The sequence below is a fragment of the Afipia sp. GW821-FHT14H12 genome (assembly GCF_058803465.1).
Window position 1 is genome coordinate 1,135,136 of the sequence record NZ_JBXAOZ010000001.1, and the last position, 23,221, is coordinate 1,158,356.

A 23,221-nucleotide genomic window follows, 5' to 3' on the forward strand; every position below is an offset into this window, starting at 1 on the left:
AATGCGTACTGTCCTGATCGTTGCGGTCATCATGGCCGCCTCCGGCAGCTATATGGCCAAGGTTGCCGAGCGGCTGGATCTTCCGCTGCCGGCGAAGGCCGATAGCCAGTCGTCGAAGGCGATGAATGCCTATGCCGCGATGCCGGAAGCATCGAGCGGGTCGCGCCGGGTATCGCTGCGCTCCGACCGCAGCGGACATTTCCGGACCGAGGCGCGGGTCGATGGCCGCGATCTCGATTTTCTGGTCGATACCGGCGCGACCGTGATCGCGCTGACGCAGAAAGATGCGGAGCGGATCGGCATCCGCCCGTTTCTCAGCGACTACACCACCAGCGTGAACACCGCGAACGGTCCGGCGAAGGCCGCACGCGCTCGCATCGGCCGCATCGATATCGGCGGCGTGGTGGTGCGCGATGTCGATGCGCTGGTCATGCCCGAAGGCGCGCTGCAGCAGAACCTGCTCGGCATGGCGTATCTGTCGAAGCTCAAGCGGTTCGAATACAGCAGCGGCAATCTGGTGCTGGAGCAGTAATCGCGCCTGCTTACATCCGCCGAAACACCACGCTGAGATTGTTGGCCGGCATCGGCGTTACCGCCGGTCCTGAAAATCCTGCCTCGCGTGCCAGCGCCGCAACATCGTCGAGTTGGCGAAGTCCCCATTGCGGGTTACGCGATTTCAGATCGGCATCGAACGCTTCGTTGCTGTCCGCAGTCACGACGTCCTTCTGCCGGTAAGCCCCATAGAGATAAAGCGGAGCGCCTTTTGAGAGAATGCGCCCGGCGTTGCGCATCAGCGCCTGCGTCGCCTCCCATGGCGAAATGTGGATCATGTTGATGCACAGCATCGCGTCGGCCTGCGCGATCGGCCACGGCTCGCGCCGCACGTCGATGGCAAGCGGCGGACGGATGTTGGAAAGGCCGGTCTCTGCGGTCCATGCCGCGATGCTGAGGCGCGCGGCATCTTCCGGGTCGGAGGGCTGGAACGTCAGGCCGGGCATCGCGTTCGCAAAGTGCACGATATGCTCGCCCGAGCCGCTCGCGATCTCCAGCACCAGCCCCGAAGGCGGCAACACGCCACGCAGCACCTCAAGGATGGCGTCGCGGTTGCGTTGGGTGGCGGGGTATTGCAGGCGATGGCTGGTCATATCAGAAAAATCCGCTAGACATCTGTTCGGAGTATGGCTGCCAAACTGCCGCAATTCATTGCTAAAAGCTACGTCCCGCCTTTTCTCAGGCCGTCGCGCTCGCTATGGCTTGTCCCCGTTCCTTCCACGAGGCCTTTTTCATGTTTCCGAAGCCGAAAGCCGAGCTGAAGCCCAACACCTATGCCTACGAGTCCGAGCCGATGGTGAAGGCCACCGGCTTCCGCGAATATGACGCGCGCTGGCTGTTCGGCAAAGAGATCAATCTGATGGGCATCCAGGCGCTCGGCATGGGGCTCGGCACCATGATCGGCGAGATGGGCGTGAAACAGGAGATCGTGGTTGGGCACGATTTCCGCGGCTACTCGGCCTCGATCAAATACGCGCTGATCTCGGGCCTGCTGGCTGCGGGCTGCAAGGTGCACGACATCGGCCTCGCGGTGACGCCGATGGCCTATTTCGCGCAGTTCGATCTCGACGTGCCGTGCGTCGCGATGGTCACGGCCTCGCACAACGACAATGGTTGGACCGGTGTGAAGATGGGCGCCAACCGTCCGCTCACTTTCGGCCCCGACGAGATGACGCGGCTTAAGGAGATCGTGCTGGGCGCCGCGTTCAAGCTGAAGCCTGCGGGCGGCTACCAATTCCACGAGAATTTCCCGGCGCGCTACATCGCCGATCTCACCAACCGCAAGCCGTTCGGGCGCCGCATCCGCGCGGTGGTGGCCTGCGGCAACGGCACCGCGGGCGCGTTCGCGCCGCAGGTGCTGGAAAAGCTCGGCATCGACGTCATTCCGCTCGACACCGAACTCGACCACACCTTCCCGAAATACAATCCCAATCCCGAAGACCTGGAGATGCTGCACGCGATCCGCGACGCGGTGCTCGCCAACAAGGCTGATGTGGGCCTGGGTTTTGACGGCGACGGCGACCGCTGCGGCGTGGTGGACGACACCGGCGAGGAAATCTTCGCCGACAAGGTCGGCGTGATGCTCGCGCGCGACATGTCGGCAGTTCACAAGAACGCGCAGTTTGTGGTGGACGTAAAATCGACCGGCTTGTTCGTGACCGATCCGGTGCTGCAGAAGCAGGGCGTCCATGCGACCTACTGGAAGACCGGCCATTCCTACATGAAGCGGCGCACGCACGAACTCGGCGCGCTGGCGGGCTTCGAGAAGTCCGGCCATTTCTTTTTTAACCCGCCGGTCGGGCGCGGGTATGACGATGGCCTGGTGTCAGCGATCGCGATCTGCGAGATGCTCGACCGCGCAGGCAACAAGAAGATGTCCGACTTGAAGAACGCGCTGCCGAAAACATGGTCGTCGCCGACGATGTCGCCGCACTGTGCGGACGAAGCCAAGTACGGCATCGTCGCCGATGTGGTGAAGCATTTCGAAGCGGCGCAGGCGAAGGGCGAGAAGGTCGCCGGTCAGCCGATCCGCGACCTCGTCACCGTCAACGGCGTGCGGGTCACTTGCGAGGACGGAAGCTGGGGTCTGGTGCGGGCGTCATCGAACAAGCCCGAGCTTGTCGTCGTGGTCGAAAGCCCGGTGTCCGAACAGCGTATGCGCGACATGTTTGAGGCGATGGATTCCGTGCTGCGCACCCATCCGGAAGTCGGCGAGTACAACCAGAAGATTTGATTGTCACTTACTGCGGCGTGTCGGTGATCAGCTTCTCAAGCTCGCGCTCGGCCTGCGTGACGTGATGCTCCTTGTGGCGCAGCAGGAAGAAGCGCCGCGAGGGCATCGGGATTTTCAGTTCGACCAGCGCGCCGGAGGTCAAAAGGTTCGCGACCACGATGCGCGAGATGATGGTGGCGCCCGCGCCCGCGACAACGGCGGCGCGCACCGATTCATTCGACGGCAGTTCGAGCGCGATGGAGATCTCGTTGCGGGCGATGCCGAGTCCGGAGAGAACCGTCTCGAGTACGTGGCGGGTGCCGGAGCCTGGCTCGCGAACGACCCATTTTCCGTCCTTAAGATGCGCGGCTGTGGGCTTCGTCATTGCCGCCCAAGGATGCGTGGCGGCGACGACCAGTACAAGCTCGTCATTCGCGACGTTGCTGATCGACAGTCCGCTATCTTCGATGTCGCCTTCGATGAAGCCGAGATCGGCGAGCCCGCTGTGCACCCATGCCGTGACCTGTTCGGTGTTGCCAATCTTCAGCGTTACGTTGATGCCGGGATAGCGCTGGTGGAAACGGTGGATCAGCGGCGGCAGCCAGTAATTGCCGACCGTCTGGCTCGCCGCGAGCGCGAGCGAGCCGCGGGCGAGGCCGGTGAGATCGGTGAGGACGGCTTCGGCGGCGGCGGCGCGCGCCAGCACCGCGCGGGCCTCGATGACGAATTGCCGCCCGGCATCGGTCAGCCTGATACTGCGGCCGATCCGGTCGAACAGTTTGATCGCATAACGATCCTCAAGGGCTGCGATGGCAGCACTTGTCGCCGATTGGGTGAGATTGAGAACGCCGGCGGCACGGGTCATGTGCTCCTGCTCCGCAACCGCAACGAAGATCCGAAGCTGCTCCAGCGTCATCCGTTACCTTACGACGTCAACTTGATCAGCGTCAGGCTGAGCACTGAGATGAAGACCGAGGCGACTGCGCCGACGGCCAGCGGGCGAAGTCCTTTAGCATAGAGTTTGGCGATGTCGGTTTCGAGTCCCATCGCGGCCAGCGCCATGGTGAGCAGGAAGGTGGTGACGGAGATGATCACCGACTTTGTCTCGGGCGGAATGGTGACGACGCTGTTGAGCGCGATCATCGCGATGAAGCCGAGCACGAACCAGGGCATCGGCGCGCGGGCGCTGGAGGTGCCGCTGCGGCGGCTGGCTGCGGCGACGCCGAGCGCGATCACCAGCGGCGCCAGCAGCATCACGCGGGACAGCTTGGCGATGGTGCCGAACTCGCCGGCCTGACGTCCTTCCTGGAAGGCTGCCGCGACCACCTGAGCGATCTCATGGATCGAGGAGCCCGCCCACAAGCCGTAGGCGCGCGGATCGAGATGAAGCAGGGTGCCAAGCGTCGGGTAGGCGAACATCGCGATCGATCCGAACACGGTGACACAGGCGACCGCGTAGGCGACGTCCTCGTCATGGGCGTCGGTCACAGTGTTGGTCGCGATCACGGCGGATGCGCCGCAGACCGAGGTGCCCGCGCCGATGAGCTGGGCGAGCTTGGGGTCGATGCCCATCACGCGGCCGAACCAGCCGGTGAACAGGAAGGTCGCGGCCAGCGTTACGGCAATGATGGCGATGCCGGTCGCGCCGACCTCGCCGATCTGCATCGCGGTGAGTTGCAGGCCGAGCATAATGATTGCGAACCGCAGAATCCGCCGCAGCGAAAAGGTGACGCCGGGCTTGGCGCTGGCAGGCGTGCCGACGACGTTGTGAAAGATCATGCCGAGCAGGATCGCGAGGATCAGCGGGCTGAAGGTCGAGACGACGGGCAGCAGGTGCACGCCGTAGGAGGCGCAGGCGACCAAGGTCGTCAGGAACAGGCCGGGCCAGATGCCTGTAATCTGAAAGTGAGCTTTGGAGCGGGCCTGATCCTGGTCCGCGGCGGTGTAAGTGATGGTAGACATTGGCCGAACTCCTTGAATGCGGCCACTGATCGCAAATAGCGATCAATCGTTCAAACGCATTATATATGTATATCCAATCGATAAAAACGATCAAATTATCGGTCGTGCAAAAGCAAACGCGCCGCTGTCGAGGCGGCGCGTTGGGCAGAACAAAATAACAGGCAGACGTCAGGCGGGATTCAGGGCCGGCACCGGCAGGGCTGTCACCGATTTGATCTTTTCCATCGCAAACCGCGAGGTGACGTTCTTCAGCGCCACGGCGCTGATGAGCTTTTTGTAGAAGACATCGTAGTTCTGCATGTCGGCGACGACGACGCGCAGCATGTAATCGACATCGCCCGCCATCCGGTAGAATTCCATGACCTCGGGCATGGCACTCACGGCATTGGCGAATTTCTTCAGCCAGGCATCGGAATGGTCGCCGCTCTCCACCGAGACGAACACGGTGATGCCGAGGCCGATCTTGTTCTGATCGACCAGAGCGACGCGGCGCAGGATAATGCCTTCAGCCTCCAGCCGCTGGATTCGCTTCCAGCAGGGCGTCGACGACAGGCCGACGCGGTCGCCGATTTCGGCAACCGAAAGGGAGGCGTCATCTTGCAGCACAGTCAGGATCTTGCGGTCGATGGCATCGAGCCGACGCGGGGCGTCGAGCACGGCAGGTGCGAGGTCGGCGTCTGACATTGGAAACATTCTTCTATTGAGAGGAAGTATGCCAATATCATATAGAAGAATATTCTAACCGCAAGTCCGGATTCCGGAATATTCGTCAGGCGAAGTGCGGAGCCGCCGATTTAGCCAAAAATGCTTCCACTTCAATACGTTGCGGTGAACCAAATGCGCCGCCGTGCCGGGTGCATTTCAGCGCGGCGGCGGCGGCGGAAAATCGCATCGCGGCTTCGATGGAGCGCCCTTCGGCAATCGCCAGCGTGAACGCGCCGTGGAACACGTCGCCCGCGCCGAGCGTGTCCACCGCGGCGACAGGGAAGGCTGCCATGTGGCGGGCCTGTCCGCCTTCAAGCCATGTCATGCCGCCTGCGCCGTTGGTGACGCCGACGAACGCAGGTGTCAGTGCAGCGATTGCACGCAACGCCGCGGGGTCATCGTCCGCCCCGGTGGTTGCGTGCAGCGCTTCGGCGGAAAACACGATGTGGGTGGAAGCTTGCAGCAGAGGTTCGTCCAGCGACATCGCACGGTCGGCATCGAGGATGACCGGAATGCCGCGCCGCTTGGCCTCGAAACAGAGGTCACGCACGAAAACGCAGCGGTTCTCGGTGAGAATCGCCTCGCAATCCTTCAGCAATTCGTCGGTATCCGGCAATGTCACGTCCCACATTTTCGGATCGCGATAGGTGACGATGGTCCGCTCGCCGGTGGTGTCGATCATGATGTTGGAGATCGGCGTCACGAGGCCGGGCATCCGCACCATGGCGCTACCGTCGATGCCTTCCCGCGCGAGATCCTCGAAAATCTGCTCGGCGGCTTTCTCGCCGGCGTGGCCCATCGGCCCCGACATCAGGACGCGGCCGCCAAGCCGCGCGATGGCGATGGAGGCATTCAGCGCGTTGCCGCCACTGTATTCGGTGAAATGCGTGGCGCGCATCTTGTTGCCGCGCGCCGGGATATTCTCGACGCGAAACACCAGATCGCGCACGGGCATGCCGACGCAGAGAATATTCGGGGCGGCCGGTCGGGGCTGTGCGGTCATGAGGGTTCCCCCAAATCAGGCGAGGCGGCTGAAGGAAAACAGCCGAAGCACGGGCAGAGTTCCCTCGTGAGGCGTCATGCCATCGTGACGAATAGGCGGTTCAGGTAATCCAGATTTTCTCGCGCAATGCCTGCGTGAATCTCGCGGCTTCCGCAGGATCGTAAGGCGCGGGTGGCACCAGCCCCCACACCGGGCGCGGCCATGCGGCGTCGCTGATGCGGCGCGCGATGATGTGCACATGCAGTTGCGGCACGACATTGCCGAGCGCCGCGACGTTTAGCTTGTCGGGCTTGGTGATGTCTTTCAGCGCGCGCGAGACGCGATTGATCTCGGTGGTGAGCTGCGCCTGCTCGACCTCGTTAAGGTCAATCAGGTCGGAAGCGCCGGAGCGGCGCGGCACCAGCAAAAGCCACGGATAGTTGGAATCCTTGATGATGAGGAGACGCGACAGCGGCAGGTCGCCGACATCGAACGTATCCTTCTGAAGCTGGTGGTGGAGCGACCACGACGACGGCATGCGGGCCTCGAAACTGATTCTGCAACACGCTCACTCTAGCAGGCGCAGGCATGCGCGTGAGGAACTTGCGTATCCGCCGGAATACGCATCCGGGCACCTTCCTGAGTGAGTCCTGATGGCCGTGTAAAGCGGTAAAATAGCCTATGGCTTGCTTGCTTTCCCTCCGGTTTGGCCCCAAATAGGCGTCGGGAGATTGGCGGTGGACGAGCCACTCGCCAACCGGGTCAGGTCCGGAAGGAAGCAGCCCTAACGAGGTCCGGATCGGGTCGCTCGTCAGTCTCCTACCTCTTTTCATGCCGGGGCTGGCGCGATGCCGGCCGACTGCCCGCCATTTTGCGTGGCAGAGCGGCGCGCCCGATAACCGATGCGGATCGTTCGATGCCCGATTCCGACCTTCCAGGCCTGAGTGCGGGCGATCAACCGGGGCTTGAGAAGGGCCTTGGCCTTGCTGATACGGGCGGAGGCGCATCCGGCTACCGCGTTCTGGCGCGCAAATATCGTCCCTCGAATTTCAACGACCTGATCGGTCAGGAAGCGATGGTCCGCACCGTCTCGAATGCGTTCGAGACGGGACGTATCCCGCAGGCCTGGATTCTCACCGGCGTGCGCGGCGTCGGCAAGACCACGACCGCGCGCATTCTCGCCCGTGCACTGAACTACGAATTGCCGGACGGCTCGGTGAAGGCGCCGACCATCACCATGCCGACGCCCGGTGTGCACTGTCAGGCGATCATGGAAAGCCGGCACATCGACGTGCTGGAAATGGACGCGGCCTCGCACACCGGCATCGACGACGTGCGGCAAATCACCGACGGCGTGCGCTATGCGCCATCAAGTGCGCGCTACAAAGTCTACATCATCGACGAAGTCCACATGCTGTCGGAGAAGGCGTTCAACGCCTTCCTCAAGACGCTGGAGGAGCCGCCGGAGCACGCCAAGTTCGTGTTCGCCACCACCGAAATCCGAAAAGTGCCGGTCACGGTGCTGTCGCGCTGCCAGCGCTTCGATCTGCGCCGCGTCGATGCCGACGTGCTGATGTCCCACCTCGCCAACATCGTGACGCGTGAAGGCGTCGAGGCGGAGCCCGAGGCGCTGGGTCTGATCGCGCGCGCGGCCGAGGGTTCGGTGCGCGACTCGCTGTCGCTGCTCGATCAGGCCATCGCGCATGCGGCGGGCCTCGTGCGCGCCGAGGACGTGCGGCAGATGCTCGGCCTCGCAGATCGTTCGCGCGTGATAGACCTGTTCGAACATCTGGCCAAGGGCGACATCGCCAGCGCCTTCGCGGAATTCCGCGAGCAATACGACACCGGCGCCGATCCGGTGGTGGTGCTCAGCGACCTTGCGGAGTTCGTCAACTTCGTGACGCGCGTGAAGGTTGTGCCCGCGACGGCGGACAATGTGGCTCTTGGAGAAGCCGAGCGTACGCGCGGCCGCGAATTTGCAACCAAGCTCTCGATGCGCGTGCTGTCGCGGATGTGGCAAATGCTGCTCAAGGGCATCGCCGAAGTGCAGAACGCCACGCGTCCGCAGGCCGCCGCCGAGATGGTGCTGGTGCGCATCGCCTATGTCGCGGACCTGCCGACGCCGGACGAAGCGATCAAGATGATTGGCGAGGGTGGCGGTACGCAGTCGGCACCATCGTCCGCTTCCGGCAGCAACGCTGCGCCCCGCGCGCCCGCGCCTGCGTCGTTCGCGCAATCGTCTGCGCTCCGCACGATGCCGCCGCAGCGCTCGTCAGGCGAAACCGTGGCGCGGCAGCAGCCGCAGCCGGTGGAATCCGTCGCGCCGCAGTCGGTCCCCACGCGGCGGCTGTCGAGCTACCCCGAAATCGTCGCGCTCGCGAGCGAGAAACGTGATATTGCGCTCAAGGCCGCGCTGGAAGCCGATCTGCGGCTGGTACGCATGGAAGACGGCAGGCTGGAGATCGCGCTTGAGCGCAGCGCCGCGCGTTCGGTGGTCAACGATCTGCAGCGCAAGCTTGAGCAATGGACCGGCCGCCGTTGGGCTGTGGTCGTGTCCAACGAGGAAGGCCAGCCGACGCTGCGCGCGCAAGCGCAGGAACGCAAGGACAAGCTCACCGAGAACGTGCAGGCCGACCCGCGCGTGCAGGCGGTCATGGCGGCGTTTCCCGGTGCACAGGTGGTCGATGTGCGGCGACTGGCGCCGGAGCCGCCACCCGCGGTGATGCCGATCGAGGACGATGTCGACGGCGACGATGATGATCTCTGAGATTGTGAAAAGGATAATTCATGGCTGATTTTCTCGGCATGATGAAGCAGGCCGCTCAGCTTCAGTCGAAGATGAAGGAAGTGCAGGAGCAGCTTGACCAGATCGAGGTCGAGGGTTCGGCCGGCGGCAACATGGTCACGATGCGCATGACCGCGAAGATGGAGTTGAAATCCGTCTCCATCGATCCATCGCTGATGAAGGCGGAGGAGCGCGAGGTGCTGGAGGATCTGCTCGTCGCAGCCCAGAACGACGCGCGCCGCAAGGCGGAAGACGCGATGCAGGAGCGGATGAAAGCCATCACCGGCGGCTTCAACATTCCGGGGCTGGGCCTGGGCTGAGATGGCATCCACGGTTGCCGGACCCGAGATCGAGCGGCTGATCCAGTTGCTGGCGCGGCTGCCGGGCCTTGGCCCGCGTTCGGCGCGGCGCGCAGCGCTGCACCTCATCAAGAAGCGCGAAGCACTGATGACGCCGCTGGCTTCCGCGTTGCAGGTTGCGATCGAGCGCATTCAGGTGTGCCATACCTGCGGCAACATCGACACGCAGAACCCGTGCACGATCTGCACCGACACGCGCCGCGATCCGTCGATCATCGTGGTGGTGGCGGATGTCGCCGATCTTTGGGCACTCGAGCGGGCCGCCGCAACGCACGGCCGTTATCATGTACTGGGCGCGACGCTGTCGCCGCTCGATGGCATCGGGCCTCAGGATCTGACGATCGATGCGCTGGTGGCGCGCGCGCAGGCTCCCGAGGTGACGGAGATCATTCTCGCGCTCAACGCCACGGTCGATGGCCAGACCACGGCGCATTATGTGACCGACATGTTGCAGGAGGCCGGTGTCAAGGTGACGCGGCTTGCGCATGGCGTGCCGGTCGGTGGCGAACTCGATTATCTCGACGAGGGCACGCTGTCGGCGGCGATGCGCCAGCGGACGCTGTTCTGACGCTCAGGTTTTGACCGGCGCGGTCAATGCCTCGAAATGTCCCCTAGCCTGCAACCAGGCCAGCAGCATGAAGCTCGGCACGGCCACCACCATACAGATCGCGAAGAACCACGCCCAACCCGTCGCCGCTGCGACATAACCCGCGCCGGACGACAGATAGGTGCGCCCGATCGCGGCCAGCGCGGTGAGCAGCGCATACTGGGTCGCGGTGTGCGCGGGATTGCGGCACAGCGCGGAGAGATAGGCGACGAAGATCACGGTGCCGACGGCGCTGGTGAAGTTCTCCGCGGTGATCGCAAGCGCCAGCGCGTAATGATCGATGCCGACGATGGCGAGCCAGGAGAACGACAGATTGGCGATCGCTTGCAGGAAGCCGCCGATCCAGAGGCTGGCGACCAGTGAGTAGCGGCTGGCGAGAAAGCCGCCCGCGAAGCCGCCGATCAGCGTGGCGGCGAGGCCAAGCCCCTTCACGATGGCGGCGTAATCGTTGCGGGTGAAGCCGAGATCAATAACAAAAGGCGCCGTCATGGTGCCGGAAAACGCATCGGTGAACTTGAACAGCACGACGAAAGCCAGAATGGCCCACGCGTCCTTGTAAGCCGCGAATTCGGTGAAGGCGCCTGCCGCTGCATGAACGATGCGCCCAAACGTCCGCTCGGTGCTGGCTTCGGCCACGCGGGAGGCTTCCGGCTCGGTCGCGAACAATGCGGTGAGGATGCCGATGACGACCAGCGCCGCCATCGCGATGTAGCCCCACTGCCAGGCAGCATGGCGGTTCAGGCCCGCGCTCTCGAACCCGCTGACGAGAAACAGCGCGCCCGCGGTGGAGAGCAGCATGCCGACGCGATAGGCCGCGACATAGGATGCCATGCCGGCGGCCTGCTCGTTCTCCGGCAGGCTTTCGACGCGGAAGGCATCGATCACGATGTCCTGCGTCGCGGACGCGGCGGCGACGAACAGCGCGGCGAGCGCGACACCGAGCGGTCTGGTCGGATCGCTCAGCGCCAGCAGCACGATGGCGACCATCAGCAGCAATTGGGAAAAGATTAGCCAGGCGCGCCGCCGCCCGAGCAGGCGCGTCAGGATCGGTACATGCAGTGCATCGACGAGAGGGGCCCAGAAGAACTTGATCGTGTAGGGCGTGCCGACCAGCGCGAACAGCCCGATGGTCTTGAGGTCGACGCCCGCTTCGCGCAGCCACACCAAAAGCGTCGAGCCCGAGAGTGCGAGCGGCAAGCCGGACGAGAAGCCGAGAAACAGCACCACCAGCACACGCGGCTGCAGATAGACCGCGAACGCGTCGCGCCACGAGGCGCGCGGGTTAGCGGGTGTCTCGACGCTCTCAGGTGATGTCATGGAGCGGTGTTAGCAGATTCGCGAGGCTTCCCGTGAGAAGCGGCGCGGCTATTCGCCCGCCTGCAGCTTTCGCGGCTGTACGGGGAACAGGCTCGGTGCCGGCGTGCCTTCCGCCCGCGGCGGGGGATCGTCATGCGTGGTGAAATCCAGTTCCTCGATCCGGCCCGCGCGCTTCTCGATCTTGTCGGCGGAAATCAGGATTTGGCGGACGTCCTCGTTCGCCTGGTTGAAATGGTTCTGCAGCTTCAGCACCCGCTCGCGCAGGCGGGCGAGGTCGTCCGACATGGTCATGACCTCGGTGCGGATCTGCCCCGCGGCATCGCGCATCCGCGCGTCCTTCATGATCTGCTGCATCACCTGGATCGCGAGCATCAACAGTGAGGGCGACACCAGCACGATGCGGGCGCGATAGGCCTTCTGCACCACGTCGTCGAAGCCGTCGTGAATCTCGGCATAGACGGATTCGGACGGCACGAACATCAAGGCTGTGTCCTGCGTCTCGCCGGGGATGAGATATTTGTCGGCGATGTCGGCGACATGCTTCATCACGTCCTGCCGCAGGCGCTGCGAGGCGAACTTGCGCTCGTCGTCGCTCTTGGCCTCGCGCAGCGCGGTGACGGCTTCGAGCGGAAACTTGGCATCGATGCACAGCGGCCGCTGGTCGGGCAGAAACACCACGCAATCCGGGCGTTTGTTGTTGGTCAGCGTGTGCTGGAACGCGAACGAGCCCTTCGGCAGGCCATCCTGTACGATGGCTTCCATGCGCGCCTGCCCGAACGCGCCGCGCGCCTGCTTATTGGCGAGCACGTCGCGCAGCGTCGTGACTTGGGTGGTGAGGTCGGTGAGATTCTTGTGCGCGTTGTCGATGATGCCGAGGCGCTCGTGCAGCGCGCGCAGGCTGTCCATGGTGTTGCGGGTGGTCTGCTCCATGGACTGGCCGACGCGGTGCGTCACCGAATCCAGCCGCTCGTTGACTGCGCGCGCCATCTCGGCCTGCCGCCCGACCAGCGCCTGTCCCATCTCGTGCACGCGCCCCGCGGCTTCGTTCTGGATGCGCAGCACTTCGCTCAGGCGCTCCTCCAGTTCGTCCGCGCGGATCGCCTGCGCCATGGCGAGGGCGGCGGTTTTGCGTCCCGAACGGGACATGATGAGCGCGATGATTGCGAGCAGGAGCAGCGCGAGCACGCCGAAGCCGAGCAGGGCAGCGCCGGTGCGAACGGGGACGTCCCCGATGGAAAACAAAATTTCATTCATTGCGGCACTGTAGCCCGATTCGCGGCGAAAATGGAACGAATAGGGAACATTTATGGTTAATAATGTCTTGATGCACCGGTTTTCCGCACTGGAAAGACAGTTGTTTTGAGGGCTCAATCGCCGTTTGACCCCGGCAGGCAGTCCGATTACATCGCGGGCATGGCCATTCGTGAAATCATCAGCATCCCGGACAAACGCCTGCGTCTTGTCTCAGAACCGGTCGACAAGATCACACCCGAAATCCGCGCGCTCGCCGAGGATATGTTCGAGACCATGTATGACGCGCCGGGCATTGGCCTTGCCGCCATTCAGGTGGCGGTGCCGCTGCGGCTCATCACCATGGACGTCTCCAAGAAGGAAGGTGAGAAGGTGCCGCGGGTCTTCATCAACCCGGAGATTCTGTCGAAGTCCGACGACGTTTCGGTGTACGAGGAAGGCTGCCTGTCGATCCCGGAATATTACGAGGAGGTGGAGCGGCCCGCATCCGTGCGTATCCGTTACATGGACCTCGACGGCAAGGTGCACGAGGAGGATGCGGAGGGGCTGTTCGCCACCTGCATCCAGCACGAGATCGATCACATCAACGGTGTTCTGTTCATCGACTACCTGTCCAAGCTCAAGCGCGATCGCGTGATGAAGAAGTTCACCAAGGCCGCGAAACTCGCGGCCAAATAACAGCGAGCCTCATGCCGCTTCGTCTGATCTTCATGGGCACGCCGGACTTCGCGGTGCCGACGCTGCGCGCGCTGCATGCGCACGGTCATGAGATCGTGGCGGTCTATACCCGTGTGGCGAAGCCTGCGGGGCGCGGGATGAAACTGCAGCCGACGCCGGTGGAGCAGGCGGCGCGTGAGCTCGGCCTTCCGGTGCTGACGCCATCGACGCTCAAGACCCCGGAGGCGGAAGCCGAGTTTCGTGCTCACAAGGCCGATGCCGCCGTGGTCGTCGCCTATGGCATGATCCTGCCCGAAAATATTCTCAACGCCGTGCCGCGCGGCTGCTTCAACCTTCATGCTTCGCTGTTGCCGCGCTGGCGCGGGGCCGCGCCGATCCAGCGCGCCATCATGACCGGCGATGCCTGCTCCGGCGCGATGGTGATGAAGATGGATGTCGGGTTAGATACCGGCGATGTGGCGATGACGGATCGCCTTCCAATCACCGATGCGATGACCGCGCAGGACCTGCACGACGCGCTCGCGCCGCGCGGTGCGAGCCTCATGGTGCAGGCGATGGCGGCGCTGGAACAGGGCGGTCTTGATCTCGTGCCGCAGGATGAAGCGGGCGTCACCTATGCCGCCAAGATCGGCAAGCTTGAGGCGAAGATCGACTGGGCGAAGCCCGCGCATGAGGTGCTGCGCCACATCCATGGCCTGTCGCCGTTTCCCGGCGCATGGTTCGAGATTGCGATTGAAGGCGTGCCTGTGCGCATCAAGGTGCTGCGCTGCGAGGTGGTGAAGCAATCGGGCACGCCGGGTGCGCTGCTCGACGAGCATCTGACGATCGCCTGCGGCAGCGGCGCGATCCGTCTGTTGCAGGTGCAGCGCGCGGGCAAGCAACCGATGACGGTGCCGGACTTCCTGCGCGGCACGCCGCTCGTGCCGCCCCTGGCTGTGATCTGATGCCGCGCTACAAGCTCATCATCGAATATGACGGCACGCCGTTCTGCGGCTGGCAGTATCAGGACAACGGCCCTTCGGTGCAGGGCGCGCTGGAAGAAGCGGTCATGGCGATGACCGGCAGTCGCGTCCGCGTGCACGGTGCGGGGCGTACCGATGCCGGCGTTCATGCGTTGGGGCAGGTCGCACATATCGATCTCGAGAAGACCTATCGCGCCGACCGGGTGCGTGACGCGCTGAATGCGCATGTGCGCCCGCATCCCATCGGGATTTTGTCGGCGGAGATCGTGCCGGAGACATTCGAGGCGCGGTTCTCGGCGCTGAAGCGCCATTACATCTATCGCATCAGCAATCGCCGGGCGAACCTCGCACTCGATGCCGGGCGCGCGTGGCGGGTGGCGCGGCCGCTTGATGTGGCGGCGATGAACGAAGCCGCGCAGGTGCTGATAGGCAAGCACGATTTCACCACGTTTCGCGATACCGAATGTCAGGCGAAGTCGCCGGACAAGACACTCGACCAGCTCGATGTCATCCGCGACGGTGATACCGTCAACATCGTCACCTCGGCGCGCTCGTTCCTGCACAGTCAGGTGCGCTCGATGGTCGGCTCGCTGGTCTGGGTTGGGCATGGCCGATGGACGGCGGCTGATATGCGCAAGGCGCTCGATGCACGCAACCGCGCCGCCTGCGGCCCCGTCGCGCCGCCGGACGGATTGTATCTGGTGAAGGTGGATTATTGAGTCCTTCTTACCTCTCTCCGCAAGTGCGGGGCGAGGAAGTCAGGCCGGTGCGATTTCCTTCATCGCGTCCCAGAACAAATCCTCGCCGTCTTTCACATTGTCCTGCCAGTGATCAGCGGCGTTGTCGTCGGCTTCATCGGTGATGAACTTGAACGCGCGCCACGGCAGCGAATGCCGCTGACAGACATGGGCGATGGCGTAAAGCTCCATGTCCACAATGTCGATCTTGTTCTCGACGAGCCACGGATCGGTTGTAGTGACGAAGCTGTCGCCGGTGCCGCAGGTCACACCTTTGTGCCCTGACGACAGGCGATCGATCTCCGGCGAGAACGGCGTGCGGCCGCGCGGCGCCAGCGGCATCGCCATCATGTCGCGCTGCACGGCATGGGCGACCTCGACGAGACCGTTGTGCATTTTGTGAATCTTGCCCGCGGTGCCGTAGTTGACGACGAGACGCGGGCGCAGCACAAGCAGCGCGAGCGTCGCGGCACTCGCCGCATTGACCTTGCCGACGCCGGTGTAGATCACTTCGACGCCCTCCGGCGCGCGTGCTTTGTCGAGTTCGTCGTCGATGGCGGTGAGGACGAGGATGTTGCCGCTCATGCGCGCGCCCTCACTTGAAATAGCGATCCAGCACGCTGCGATAGATTTTCGTCAGCGCCTCGATGTCGGCGACCGGCGTGCGCTCGTCGATCTGGTGCATGGTCTGGCCGACGAGGCCGAATTCGAGCACCGGGCAGTAATGAACGATGAAGCGCGCATCCGACGTGCCGCCGCCGGTATCGAGCTTCGGCCGCCGCTTGGTCACCTCTTCGATGGCAGCGACGACGAGATCGGTGAAGGGGCCGGGCTGCGTCAGGAAGGCGTCGGCGTTCGACGGCTCCCATTCGACGCGCGCGGTGGTGTGGTTGCCGGAGAGCTTTTCGACGCGACCCTCGATCAGCGCGCGCAGCGAATCCTGCGTGCGGTAGTCGTTGTGGCGGATATTGAAGCGCGCCCGCGCCTGAGCGGGGATCACGTTCCATGCCGGGTTGCCGGTGTCGATGGAGAGAAACTCCAGATTCGACGGCGGAAAGTGATCGGTGCCATGATCGAGCGGATCGGCGTTCAGTGCGCTGACCAGAGCTGCGATGTCGGGCAGCGGATTATGCGCGCGGTCGGGATAGGCGACATGGCCCTGCTTGCCCTCGACGATCAGCGTGCCTGATAGCGAGCCGCGACGCCCGACCTTGATGCAGTCGCCGAGCGCATTGACGTTGCTCGGTTCGCCCAGCACGCAATGATCGAACTTTTCGCCGCGCTTCGCCGCCCAGTCGAGCAGCTTCACCGTGCCGTTGACGGCGGGACCTTCCTCGTCGCCGGTGATGAGAAAAGAAATCGAGCCCTTTGGCTGGCCGCCGTTCGCTTGCAGATAATCCAGCACGGCGGCGACCGAACAGGCGATGGCGCCCTTCATGTCGACCGCGCCGCGGCCATAGAGCACGCCGCCGTCCACATCGCCCGCGAATGCATCGTGCGACCATGCTTTGTCGTCGCCCGGCGGCACCACGTCGGTGTGGCCCGCGAAGGTGATGTGCGGGGCAGCGGTGCCGATGCGGGCATAGAGGTTGTCGGTGTCGGCCGCGCCCGGCTCGGTGAAGGTGAGGCGATGGGTTTCGAAACCGGCGTCCTTCAGGAGCTTTTCAAGAACGCCGAGCGCGCCCGCATCCGCAGGCGTCACCGAAGGGCAGCGCAACAGATCGCGGGCGACGTCCAGCGCCTTGGTCATTGTCAGTCTCGCAGCAGTTCGTTGATGCTGGTCTTGGAACGGGTCTTCTCGTCCACGCGCTTGACGATCACCGCACAGTAGAGCGACGGGCCGGGTGTGCCGTCCTTCATCGGCTTGCCTGGCAGGGAGCCCGGCACCACCACGGAATAAGCGGGGACTTCGCCGACAAACACTTCACCCGTGGTGCGGTCGATGATCTTGGTCGATGCGCCGATGAATACGCCCATGGAGAGCACCGCGCCCTTGCGCACGATCACGCCCTCGGCGACTTCCGAGCGCGCGCCGATGAAGCAGTCGTCCTCGATGATGACCGGGCCCGCCTGCAAAGGCTCCAGCACGCCGCCGATGCCGACGCCGCCGGAGATGTGGACATGCTTGCCGATCTGTGCGCAGGAGCCGACGGTGGACCATGTGTCGATCATGGTCGCTTCGTCGACATAGGCGCCGAGATTGACGAAGGACGGCATCAGCACGACGTTCTTGCCGATGAAGGCCGAGCGGCGGACGATCGCACCCGGCACCGCGCGGAAGCCGGCTTCACGGAAGCTCTGCTCGGAATAGTCCTCGAACTTCGAGGGCACCTTGTCCCACCAGTGCGCGCCGCCGGGGCCGCCGGGAATCGGCGCCATGTCGTTGAGGCGGAACGACAGCAGCACGGCCTTCTTTAGCCACTGGTTGACCTTCCACGCCCCATTCGCCTGCGGCTCCGCGACCCGCGCCTCGCCCTTGTCGAGCATGTCGAGCGCCAGCTCCACGGCATCGCGCACCTCGCCCTTGGTGGAGGCGTTGACGGTGTCGCGGGCGTCGAAAGCGGTGTTCAGCGTGGTTTCGAGAGCGGAGAGAGACATCGGTTTCCTTGGAAAATCAGATGGATAGGAATTGCAGATCGTCTGCATAATTGCAGACGATCTTTGGCGGAATTTTCCCGGGAGAGCAAGGCGGGCGCGATCAGGACTTCGCTAATTGCGCCAGAAATCCCGTCAGGTCTTCGGTGACATGGTCGACATGCGGGGCGTCGCGCCCCTCCATTTCCCAGGCTTCGCGCACGACCTTTTGGGTGCCATCGGGCACCACCAGCACGGTGGTCATGCCGAACTCATGCGGGATCGCGAGGTTGCGGGCGAGGTCCTCGAACATCGCCGCGCGCTCTGCGTCAACATCGTGCAGATCGAGGAAGCGCCGGTAAGTCTGGCGCGCGGGCTTCGGCTCGAACTCGGCCGAGATGATGTCGAACACGCCGTCGAAGGTGACGCCGAGCGCGAGCCGCTCCAGAACCTTCTCGGCATGCGCGACGGACGCGTTGGTCAGGATCAGCTTGCGGCCAGGCAGTTTGGCGAGTGCCTGTCCCATCGCCGGGTTCGGCTCGAGCGGGGAATGGTCGATGTCGTGGACGTAAGCGAGGAAATCATCGGGGCTGACGCCGTGCTCGGTCATCATGCCACGCATCGTGGTGCCGTAGCGGCGATAGTAATCCTTCTGGATCCGGAACGCCTCGGCGGCCTCGACCTTCAGTTGCTGCGCGACGAAATCGCGGATACGGCCGTCGACCTGCTGCCACAGATTGACGTGGTGCGGATAAAGAGTGTTGTCGAGGTCAAACACCCAGGTGTCGATATGGCCGAAGCCGCGTTTGTCGGTCATGATTTTTTGGGAAGCAGCGCGGTGCGCTCGCTCCGTCACTTGTACATCAGCGTGCCGGTGCCCTGATTGGTGAACAGCTCCAGCAGCACGGCATGCGGGGTCTTGCCATCCAGAATGACGACACCTTCGACGCCCGCTTCGAGCGCGTAGATGCAGGTCTCGACCTTCGGGATCATGCCGCCGGAAATGGTGCCGTCCGCGATCAGCCGCCGCGCATCCTTGATCGACAGTTCGGGGATGAGCTTCTTCGACTTGTCTAGCACGCCCGGAACGTCCGTCAGCAGCAACAGCCGCTTCGCCCGCAGCGCGCCCGCGACAGCACCCGCGAAGGTGTCGGCGTTAACGTTGTAGGTTTGTCCATCGGAGGACACCGCCAGCGGGGCGAGCACGGGAATGAGCTCGTGGCCGATCAACTGATTGAGCAAGGCAAGATCGACTTTGTCGGGCTCGCCGACGAAGCCGAGATCGATCACCTTCTCGATGTTGGAGTCCGGATCGATCATGGTGCGGGTCGCCTTCACGGCGGTGACCATGTTGCCGTCCTTGCCGCTTAGACCCACGGCCTTGCCGCCCGCGGCGTTGATGTGGCTGACGATCTGCTTGTTGATCGAGCCCGCCAGCACCATCTCGACGATCTCGATGGCGGAGGCATCGGTGATGCGCAGACCGGCGGCGAATTCGGACTTGATGCCGAGGCGCGACAGCATGGTGGCGATCTGCGGACCGCCGCCGTGAACGACCACCGGATTGATCGCGGTCTGCTCCAGAAGCACGATGTCGCGGGCGAACTCGCGGGCGAGGTTTTCTTCGCCCATGGCGTGGCCGCCGTATTTAATGACGATGGTTTCCTCGTCGTACTGCTGCATATGCGGCAGCGCTTCGGACAGAATGCGGGCCTGATCCTGCGGGCTTATCTCGGACATGAAGCGAACCTTGAATGGCGGGTGGCCCAGGAGATTTGGCTGGGCGGAAAGGGTTTAGCCGATTGATGTGACGGTGCAAAGCACCTCAGGCGCGGGGCGTCCGGTCCGGCACGAGCGCTGCGACGGCGAGCATCAGCCAGCAGACGATGAACAGGGTGCCGCCGGTCGGCGCCGCCATCGGGAAAAGGCCGTGACCGGCATATTGCAGTGACACGAGGTCGCCGCCGAAAAGGATACCGGCGAGCACGAAGCCATAGGCTGCCGTCAGCCCAAGCCGCCGCCTCACCAGACCTTGATCGACGAGCAGCACCGCGCCGATCACCGCGCAGGCGTGGAACAGCAGCATCGAGGATGCGATGCCCAGCCGTCTCGCGTCCGGCATATGCGCGGCAGTCGCCGCGAGCGCGACGCCGGTGGCGCCCATCAGGCCCGCAAAGACGACGGCGATCCGCAGCGACAGGGTGGACATCATGCCCGCTCCCTCAACAGCTTGACGATGGCCGCGCGCATTTCAGCCATACCGCCGCCGTCGCGCGAGGAGGTCACCAGCATCTCGGGAAAGGCGGCCGGGTGCTTGCGCAGGCTCGAAGCCATCGTGGCCATGGTCTGCTCAAGCGCGGCTTTCTTCACCTGATCGGCCTTGGTCAGCACGATCTGATAACTGACGGCAGCTTTGTCGAGCGTGGTCAGCACCTCGTTGTCGGCATCCTTGAAGCCGTGGCGGGAATCGATCAGCACATAGACGCGCGCGAGGCTGGCGCGGCCGAGCAGGAAGTTATGGATCAGCTTGGTCCATGAGGCGATCTGGGTCTTTGGCGCGGAGGCGTAACCGTAGCCCGGCATGTCGACGAGCCGCAGTTCGGGCGTGCGCGCGTCGAGCGGCCCCGGCCCCTTGAAGAAGATCAGCTCCTGCGTGCGCCCCGGCGTGTGCGATGTGCGCGCCAGCCCATTGCGGTTGGTCAGCGCGTTGATCAGGCTCGACTTGCCGACATTGGAACGCCCGGCGAAAGCGATCTCGACGCCCTGCATCGGCGGCAGCGTCTCGATGGAAGGAGAGGCCCAGAAGAACTGCCAGTCGCCGGCGAACAGCTTGCGGCCGGATTCGATTAGTTCGGCGTCGGGTTCGGTCATCATGGTCTTTCGAGACTATAAAAACGTGCATGCCCGGGACAAGCCCGGGCATGACTATGAGAAGCGTACTGGATCGGCGGGCTACCCTGGTTTCTTGCCGCCCGCGAAGGTCGATTTCAGATTGTCGAATAGTTCGATCTTCACGCCGTTCTTTTTCATGATCGCGCTCTGCTGGATCACCGAGAGCGTGTTGTTCCAGGCCCAGTAGATCACGAGACCGGCGGGGAAGGACGCCAGCATGAAGGTGAAGATCACGGGCATCCAGTCGAAGATCATCTTCTGCGTCGCATCCGGCGGCGCGGGATTGAGCTTCATCTGGAACCACATCGTCACGCCCATGATCAGCGGCCATGCGCCGATTGCGAGATAGTGGCCGATAATCGGCACCGCGCTCGGATCGTAAGGCAGGAGGCCGAACAGGTTGAAAACGTGCGTCGGGTCCGGCGCGGAAAGATCGTGGATCCAGCCGAAGAACGGCGCGTGGCGCATTTCGATGGTGATGAACAGCACCTTATAGAGTGCGAAGAAGACCGGGATCTGAATCGCGATCGGCAGGCAGCCCGCGATCGGATTGATCTTCTCCTTCTTGTAGATCTCCATCATCTCCTGCTGCTGCTTCACCTTGTCGTCGGGAAACTTCTCCTTCAACGCGGCGAGCTGCGGCTGCACGGCCTTCATCTTCGCCATCGAGGCATAGGACTTGTTGGCCAGCGGGAAGAAGATCGCCTTCACGATCACGGTGACGAGCAGAATGGCGACGCCGAAATTGCCGAACAGGCGATACAGGTGATCGATCGTCCAGAACATCGGCTTGGTGATGAAGTAGAACCAGCCCCAGTCGATCAGCAGTTCGAAGCGGTTGAGCTTGAGCTGCTTGTCGTAGGCATCGACGGTCGCGACCTCCTTGGCGCCCGCGAACAGGCGCGTGGTGGTCGTCGCATGGCCGCCGGCCTGCACGGTGACCGGATCGAGCAGGTAATCGGTCTGGTAGACGCGGGTGGTGCCGGACAGTTTTGACGAGAAGCGCGCGGTCAGCGAGGCGGCAGGGTCGGGCAGCAGCGTCGCCGCCCAGTATTTGTCGGTGATGCCGAGCCAGGCATTGCTGACCTTGAATTCGGAGGCCTTGGTCTCGTCCATCTTCTTGTAGGTGTATTCCTGCAGGCCCTTGTCGCCCAGAACGCCGATCGGGCCTTCATGCAGGATGTAATAGCCGGAGGTTTCCGGCAGGCCGTGCCGCGAGATCAGGCCGAACGGATAGAGCGTCGCAGGCGCGGTGCCAGAATTGGCGACTTCATCCTTGATGGTGAAGACATACTTCTCATCCACCGAAAGGGTGCGGGTGAAGACGAGACCTTCGCCATTGTCGTATGTCAGCACGACCGGCGTCGTGGGCGTCAGCGCGTTCGAGCCTTGCTGGGTCCAGACCGTATCGAGGCCCGGCAGCTTGGCGCTTGCGCCCGCGGCGGGCACGAAGCCGAACTCTGCGTAATAAGGTGCCTTGGTCCCTGTGGGCGAGAACAGCACTTCCGCCGGAGATTTCGGATCGACGGTCTCGCGGTATTTCACAAAAGCCACGTCGTCGATGCGCGCGCCCTTCAGCGCGATGCTGCCGATCAGGCTCGGCGTGTCGATCTTGACGCGCGGCGACGAGGCGATCACCTCGGCACGGTCCTTCACCGGGGCGGCCTGCTGCTGCTCAGCGCCCGGAGAAGCGGGGGTGGGCGCGGCGCTGCCGGCCGCAGGCGTCTGGGTGGTTGCTGCCGGTGCCGATGAATTGGCCGGGTTGGCGGCCTGCGTCTGGGTCTGCTGCGCGGCGCGCTGCTTCTCCATCTGCGGCATGTTGTAGAAATACTGCCAGGCGAGCAGGATGAGGCCGGACAAAACTACGGCGATGATGGTGTTACGATTGTCGGTCATCGGTCAGGTCTCGTGGGTAGACTTAAGAGTGTTTCGGTGAAATGCGGGTAGGACGGGGATCGCCAGCGCGATCCTTCATACGGGTCAGACGCATCAGCGCGGAACGGAAATCCTCGATCATGACGGAGAATTCATGATCCAGCGCGGCGCGCCGGCCGACGATGACGTAGTCGCGGGGGGAAGGCGGCGCGATGACGCCGGCCAGTCGGACCATCTCGCGCAGCCTGCGGCGAACACGGTTGCGCTCGGTCGCGGTGCCGACTTTTTTGGTGACGGTGAAGCCGATGCGGGTGGGCCCGGTGTCGTCGCGAAGGCGCGACTGCACCACGAAAGCGGGCCTGGCAATGCGGGGGCCTTGGGCTGCGGCGATGAAATCCGCGCGTTTTTTCAACCGGTCCATGATGTCAACCGGCGCATCGTGATGCCGGTTCAGGCGCTCAGACGCTTGCGGCCGCGCGAACGGCGAGCGGCGAGAACCTTGCGGCCGCCGGTCGTGGCCTGACGCGCACGGAAGCCGTGACGGCGCTTGCGCACCAGTTTGCTGGGTTGATAAGTCCGCTTCACGGTCGTTCTCCGCTGCCGGGCGCCCGCCGATTGCGGTGTCGCCCCAGTGAGTGCCGAGCAAATTCAAATTGCCGAGCAAGTTTCAATGGTGTCGTCCGGGTTCAGCCGGGGCCGGGGTCTTGAGTGACCAAGGTCCTTAAATGAACCGGCCCGGTCGAGCCGGGCCATGACGGACAGTTGGCCGGG

26 protein-coding genes and 1 other RNA gene are annotated in these 23,221 nt (G+C 63.7%); 9 read left to right on the top strand and 18 right to left on the bottom strand.

Annotated features, from left to right (window positions below):
* Window position 1: 1 nt before the first annotated feature.
* Window positions 2-532: a TIGR02281 family clan AA aspartic protease gene (locus tag AC1RNA_RS05635; protein ID WP_492950429.1), complete on the top strand. Its 531-nt coding sequence runs from the start codon at window positions 2-4 to the stop codon at window positions 530-532.
* 10 nt (window positions 533-542) lie between these two features.
* Here AC1RNA_RS05635 and AC1RNA_RS05640 read toward each other — a convergent pair whose 3' ends face one another.
* Complete coding sequence (locus AC1RNA_RS05640; RefSeq protein WP_492950430.1) at window positions 543-1,145, bottom strand: DUF938 domain-containing protein; 603 nt, start codon at window positions 1,143-1,145, stop codon at window positions 543-545.
* A gap of 140 nt (window positions 1,146-1,285) precedes the next feature.
* Here AC1RNA_RS05640 and AC1RNA_RS05645 point away from each other — a divergent pair, with 140 nt between their 5' ends.
* Window positions 1,286-2,785 (top strand): phosphomannomutase/phosphoglucomutase, encoded by a 1,500-nt coding sequence (locus tag AC1RNA_RS05645; RefSeq protein ID WP_492950431.1) that lies wholly within the window; start codon window positions 1,286-1,288, stop codon window positions 2,783-2,785.
* Window positions 2,786-2,792: 7 nt separating this feature from the next.
* Here the strand turns inward: AC1RNA_RS05645 and AC1RNA_RS05650 are convergent, their stop codons facing one another.
* From AC1RNA_RS05650 to AC1RNA_RS05670, 5 genes are all read right to left on the bottom strand, one after another.
* On the bottom strand, window positions 2,793-3,680 hold the full coding sequence (locus tag AC1RNA_RS05650; RefSeq protein WP_492950432.1) for a LysR family transcriptional regulator: 888 nt from the start codon (window positions 3,678-3,680) through the stop codon (window positions 2,793-2,795).
* 8 nt (window positions 3,681-3,688) lie between these two features.
* Window positions 3,689-4,726, bottom strand: coding sequence for a YeiH family protein (locus tag AC1RNA_RS05655; protein WP_492950433.1), 1,038 nt, complete (start codon window positions 4,724-4,726; stop codon window positions 3,689-3,691).
* 168 nt (window positions 4,727-4,894) lie between these two features.
* Window positions 4,895-5,410 carry an Lrp/AsnC family transcriptional regulator gene (locus tag AC1RNA_RS05660; protein WP_009338023.1) on the bottom strand — a complete coding sequence of 172 codons (516 nt, stop codon included), beginning with the start codon at window positions 5,408-5,410 and terminating at the stop codon, window positions 4,895-4,897.
* Window positions 5,411-5,495: 85 nt separating this feature from the next.
* Complete coding sequence (locus tag AC1RNA_RS05665; RefSeq protein ID WP_009338020.1) at window positions 5,496-6,434, bottom strand: PfkB family carbohydrate kinase; 939 nt, start codon at window positions 6,432-6,434, stop codon at window positions 5,496-5,498.
* A gap of 100 nt (window positions 6,435-6,534) precedes the next feature.
* The gene (locus AC1RNA_RS05670; RefSeq protein ID WP_009338016.1) at window positions 6,535-6,951 is read right to left on the bottom strand and encodes an HIT domain-containing protein; all 417 of its coding nucleotides are present in this window, start codon (window positions 6,949-6,951) and stop codon (window positions 6,535-6,537) included.
* A 188-nt stretch (window positions 6,952-7,139) separates the two neighbouring features.
* Here AC1RNA_RS05670 and ffs point away from each other — a divergent pair.
* The 4 genes from ffs (at window position 7,140) to recR (ending at window position 10,125) form a co-directional block, all read left to right on the top strand.
* Window positions 7,140-7,236, top strand: an RNA gene (gene ffs, locus AC1RNA_RS05675) — signal recognition particle sRNA small type.
* Window positions 7,237-7,329: 93 nt separating this feature from the next.
* The gene (locus tag AC1RNA_RS05680) at window positions 7,330-9,180 is read left to right on the top strand and encodes a DNA polymerase III subunit gamma/tau (RefSeq protein WP_009338014.1); all 1,851 of its coding nucleotides are present in this window, start codon (window positions 7,330-7,332) and stop codon (window positions 9,178-9,180) included.
* A 20-nt stretch (window positions 9,181-9,200) separates the two neighbouring features.
* Window positions 9,201-9,518 carry a YbaB/EbfC family nucleoid-associated protein gene (locus tag AC1RNA_RS05685; protein WP_009338013.1) on the top strand — a complete coding sequence of 106 codons (318 nt, stop codon included), beginning with the start codon at window positions 9,201-9,203 and terminating at the stop codon, window positions 9,516-9,518.
* Window position 9,519: 1 nt separating this feature from the next.
* A complete protein-coding gene (recR, locus tag AC1RNA_RS05690) occupies window positions 9,520-10,125 on the top strand; it encodes a recombination mediator RecR (protein WP_009338012.1) in 606 nt (201 codons plus the stop codon).
* Between the two features lie 3 nt (window positions 10,126-10,128).
* On the opposite strand, the gene AC1RNA_RS05695 is transcribed toward recR, so the two are convergent.
* Window positions 10,129-11,481, bottom strand: coding sequence for an AmpG family muropeptide MFS transporter (locus AC1RNA_RS05695; protein WP_492950434.1), 1,353 nt, complete (start codon window positions 11,479-11,481; stop codon window positions 10,129-10,131).
* A gap of 48 nt (window positions 11,482-11,529) precedes the next feature.
* Window positions 11,530-12,735: a DNA recombination protein RmuC gene (locus AC1RNA_RS05700; protein WP_009338010.1), complete on the bottom strand. Its 1,206-nt coding sequence runs from the start codon at window positions 12,733-12,735 to the stop codon at window positions 11,530-11,532.
* A 159-nt stretch (window positions 12,736-12,894) separates the two neighbouring features.
* On the opposite strand from AC1RNA_RS05700, the gene def reads away from it, so the two are divergent.
* From def to truA, 3 genes are read left to right on the top strand one after another with little or no spacing between them, the layout of a single operon-like run.
* Window positions 12,895-13,410 carry a peptide deformylase gene (def, locus tag AC1RNA_RS05705; protein WP_040297801.1) on the top strand — a complete coding sequence of 172 codons (516 nt, stop codon included), beginning with the start codon at window positions 12,895-12,897 and terminating at the stop codon, window positions 13,408-13,410.
* Between the two features lie 11 nt (window positions 13,411-13,421).
* Window positions 13,422-14,354: a methionyl-tRNA formyltransferase gene (fmt, locus tag AC1RNA_RS05710; RefSeq protein ID WP_492950435.1), complete on the top strand. Its 933-nt coding sequence runs from the start codon at window positions 13,422-13,424 to the stop codon at window positions 14,352-14,354.
* A complete protein-coding gene (truA, locus tag AC1RNA_RS05715) occupies window positions 14,354-15,091 on the top strand; it encodes a tRNA pseudouridine(38-40) synthase TruA (RefSeq protein ID WP_492950436.1) in 738 nt (245 codons plus the stop codon). Before fmt ends, truA begins: the two co-directional genes overlap by 1 nt.
* Window positions 15,092-15,130: 39 nt before the next feature.
* Here truA and AC1RNA_RS05720 read toward each other — a convergent pair whose 3' ends face one another.
* From AC1RNA_RS05720 to rpmH, 10 genes are all read right to left on the bottom strand, one after another.
* Window positions 15,131-15,694: a phosphorylase family protein gene (locus tag AC1RNA_RS05720; RefSeq protein ID WP_009338006.1), complete on the bottom strand. Its 564-nt coding sequence runs from the start codon at window positions 15,692-15,694 to the stop codon at window positions 15,131-15,133.
* Window positions 15,695-15,704: 10 nt separating this feature from the next.
* Window positions 15,705-16,859, bottom strand: coding sequence for a succinyl-diaminopimelate desuccinylase (gene dapE / locus AC1RNA_RS05725; protein ID WP_492950437.1), 1,155 nt, complete (start codon window positions 16,857-16,859; stop codon window positions 15,705-15,707).
* 2 nt (window positions 16,860-16,861) lie between these two features.
* Window positions 16,862-17,707, bottom strand: coding sequence for a 2,3,4,5-tetrahydropyridine-2,6-dicarboxylate N-succinyltransferase (gene dapD, locus AC1RNA_RS05730; RefSeq protein ID WP_009338003.1), 846 nt, complete (start codon window positions 17,705-17,707; stop codon window positions 16,862-16,864).
* 100 nt (window positions 17,708-17,807) lie between these two features.
* Window positions 17,808-18,500 (bottom strand): pyrimidine 5'-nucleotidase, encoded by a 693-nt coding sequence (locus tag AC1RNA_RS05735; RefSeq protein ID WP_492950438.1) that lies wholly within the window; start codon window positions 18,498-18,500, stop codon window positions 17,808-17,810.
* Between the two features lie 35 nt (window positions 18,501-18,535).
* Window positions 18,536-19,423: an acetylglutamate kinase gene (gene argB / locus AC1RNA_RS05740; RefSeq protein ID WP_009338000.1), complete on the bottom strand. Its 888-nt coding sequence runs from the start codon at window positions 19,421-19,423 to the stop codon at window positions 18,536-18,538.
* An 85-nt stretch (window positions 19,424-19,508) separates the two neighbouring features.
* On the bottom strand, window positions 19,509-19,895 hold the full coding sequence (locus AC1RNA_RS05745; protein ID WP_492950439.1) for a DUF423 domain-containing protein: 387 nt from the start codon (window positions 19,893-19,895) through the stop codon (window positions 19,509-19,511).
* Window positions 19,892-20,557, bottom strand: coding sequence for a ribosome biogenesis GTP-binding protein YihA/YsxC (gene yihA, locus AC1RNA_RS05750; protein ID WP_492950440.1), 666 nt, complete (start codon window positions 20,555-20,557; stop codon window positions 19,892-19,894). Before yihA ends, AC1RNA_RS05745 begins: the two co-directional genes overlap by 4 nt.
* A 78-nt stretch (window positions 20,558-20,635) precedes the next feature.
* Window positions 20,636-22,471: a membrane protein insertase YidC gene (gene yidC, locus AC1RNA_RS05755; RefSeq protein ID WP_048758240.1), complete on the bottom strand. Its 1,836-nt coding sequence runs from the start codon at window positions 22,469-22,471 to the stop codon at window positions 20,636-20,638.
* Between the two features lie 22 nt (window positions 22,472-22,493).
* On the bottom strand, window positions 22,494-22,871 hold the full coding sequence (rnpA, locus tag AC1RNA_RS05760; RefSeq protein ID WP_048758255.1) for a ribonuclease P protein component: 378 nt from the start codon (window positions 22,869-22,871) through the stop codon (window positions 22,494-22,496).
* Between the two features lie 29 nt (window positions 22,872-22,900).
* Complete coding sequence (gene rpmH, locus AC1RNA_RS05765; protein ID WP_082157116.1) at window positions 22,901-23,035, bottom strand: 50S ribosomal protein L34; 135 nt, start codon at window positions 23,033-23,035, stop codon at window positions 22,901-22,903.
* Window positions 23,036-23,221: the final 186 nt, after the last annotated feature.

Coding starts and splice junctions, on each gene's coding strand:
- AC1RNA_RS05635 (WP_492950429.1), top strand. CDS start 2: ATGCGTACTGTCCTGATCGTTGCGGTCATCATGGCCGCCTCCGGCAGC.
- AC1RNA_RS05640 (WP_492950430.1), bottom strand. CDS start 1,145: ATGACCAGCCATCGCCTGCAATACCCCGCCACCCAACGCAACCGCGAC.
- AC1RNA_RS05645 (WP_492950431.1), top strand. CDS start 1,286: ATGTTTCCGAAGCCGAAAGCCGAGCTGAAGCCCAACACCTATGCCTAC.
- AC1RNA_RS05650 (WP_492950432.1), bottom strand. CDS start 3,680: ATGACGCTGGAGCAGCTTCGGATCTTCGTTGCGGTTGCGGAGCAGGAG.
- AC1RNA_RS05655 (WP_492950433.1), bottom strand. CDS start 4,726: ATGTCTACCATCACTTACACCGCCGCGGACCAGGATCAGGCCCGCTCC.
- AC1RNA_RS05660 (WP_009338023.1), bottom strand. CDS start 5,410: ATGTCAGACGCCGACCTCGCACCTGCCGTGCTCGACGCCCCGCGTCGG.
- AC1RNA_RS05665 (WP_009338020.1), bottom strand. CDS start 6,434: ATGACCGCACAGCCCCGACCGGCCGCCCCGAATATTCTCTGCGTCGGC.
- AC1RNA_RS05670 (WP_009338016.1), bottom strand. CDS start 6,951: ATGCCGTCGTCGTGGTCGCTCCACCACCAGCTTCAGAAGGATACGTTC.
- AC1RNA_RS05680 (WP_009338014.1), top strand. CDS start 7,330: ATGCCCGATTCCGACCTTCCAGGCCTGAGTGCGGGCGATCAACCGGGG.
- AC1RNA_RS05685 (WP_009338013.1), top strand. CDS start 9,201: ATGGCTGATTTTCTCGGCATGATGAAGCAGGCCGCTCAGCTTCAGTCG.
- recR (WP_009338012.1), top strand. CDS start 9,520: ATGGCATCCACGGTTGCCGGACCCGAGATCGAGCGGCTGATCCAGTTG.
- AC1RNA_RS05695 (WP_492950434.1), bottom strand. CDS start 11,481: ATGACATCACCTGAGAGCGTCGAGACACCCGCTAACCCGCGCGCCTCG.
- AC1RNA_RS05700 (WP_009338010.1), bottom strand. CDS start 12,735: ATGAATGAAATTTTGTTTTCCATCGGGGACGTCCCCGTTCGCACCGGC.
- def (WP_040297801.1), top strand. CDS start 12,895: ATGGCCATTCGTGAAATCATCAGCATCCCGGACAAACGCCTGCGTCTT.
- fmt (WP_492950435.1), top strand. CDS start 13,422: ATGCCGCTTCGTCTGATCTTCATGGGCACGCCGGACTTCGCGGTGCCG.
- truA (WP_492950436.1), top strand. CDS start 14,354: ATGCCGCGCTACAAGCTCATCATCGAATATGACGGCACGCCGTTCTGC.
- AC1RNA_RS05720 (WP_009338006.1), bottom strand. CDS start 15,694: ATGAGCGGCAACATCCTCGTCCTCACCGCCATCGACGACGAACTCGAC.
- dapE (WP_492950437.1), bottom strand. CDS start 16,859: ATGACCAAGGCGCTGGACGTCGCCCGCGATCTGTTGCGCTGCCCTTCG.
- dapD (WP_009338003.1), bottom strand. CDS start 17,707: ATGTCTCTCTCCGCTCTCGAAACCACGCTGAACACCGCTTTCGACGCC.
- AC1RNA_RS05735 (WP_492950438.1), bottom strand. CDS start 18,500: ATGACCGACAAACGCGGCTTCGGCCATATCGACACCTGGGTGTTTGAC.
- argB (WP_009338000.1), bottom strand. CDS start 19,423: ATGTCCGAGATAAGCCCGCAGGATCAGGCCCGCATTCTGTCCGAAGCG.
- AC1RNA_RS05745 (WP_492950439.1), bottom strand. CDS start 19,895: ATGATGTCCACCCTGTCGCTGCGGATCGCCGTCGTCTTTGCGGGCCTG.
- yihA (WP_492950440.1), bottom strand. CDS start 20,557: ATGATGACCGAACCCGACGCCGAACTAATCGAATCCGGCCGCAAGCTG.
- yidC (WP_048758240.1), bottom strand. CDS start 22,471: ATGACCGACAATCGTAACACCATCATCGCCGTAGTTTTGTCCGGCCTC.
- rnpA (WP_048758255.1), bottom strand. CDS start 22,871: ATGGACCGGTTGAAAAAACGCGCGGATTTCATCGCCGCAGCCCAAGGC.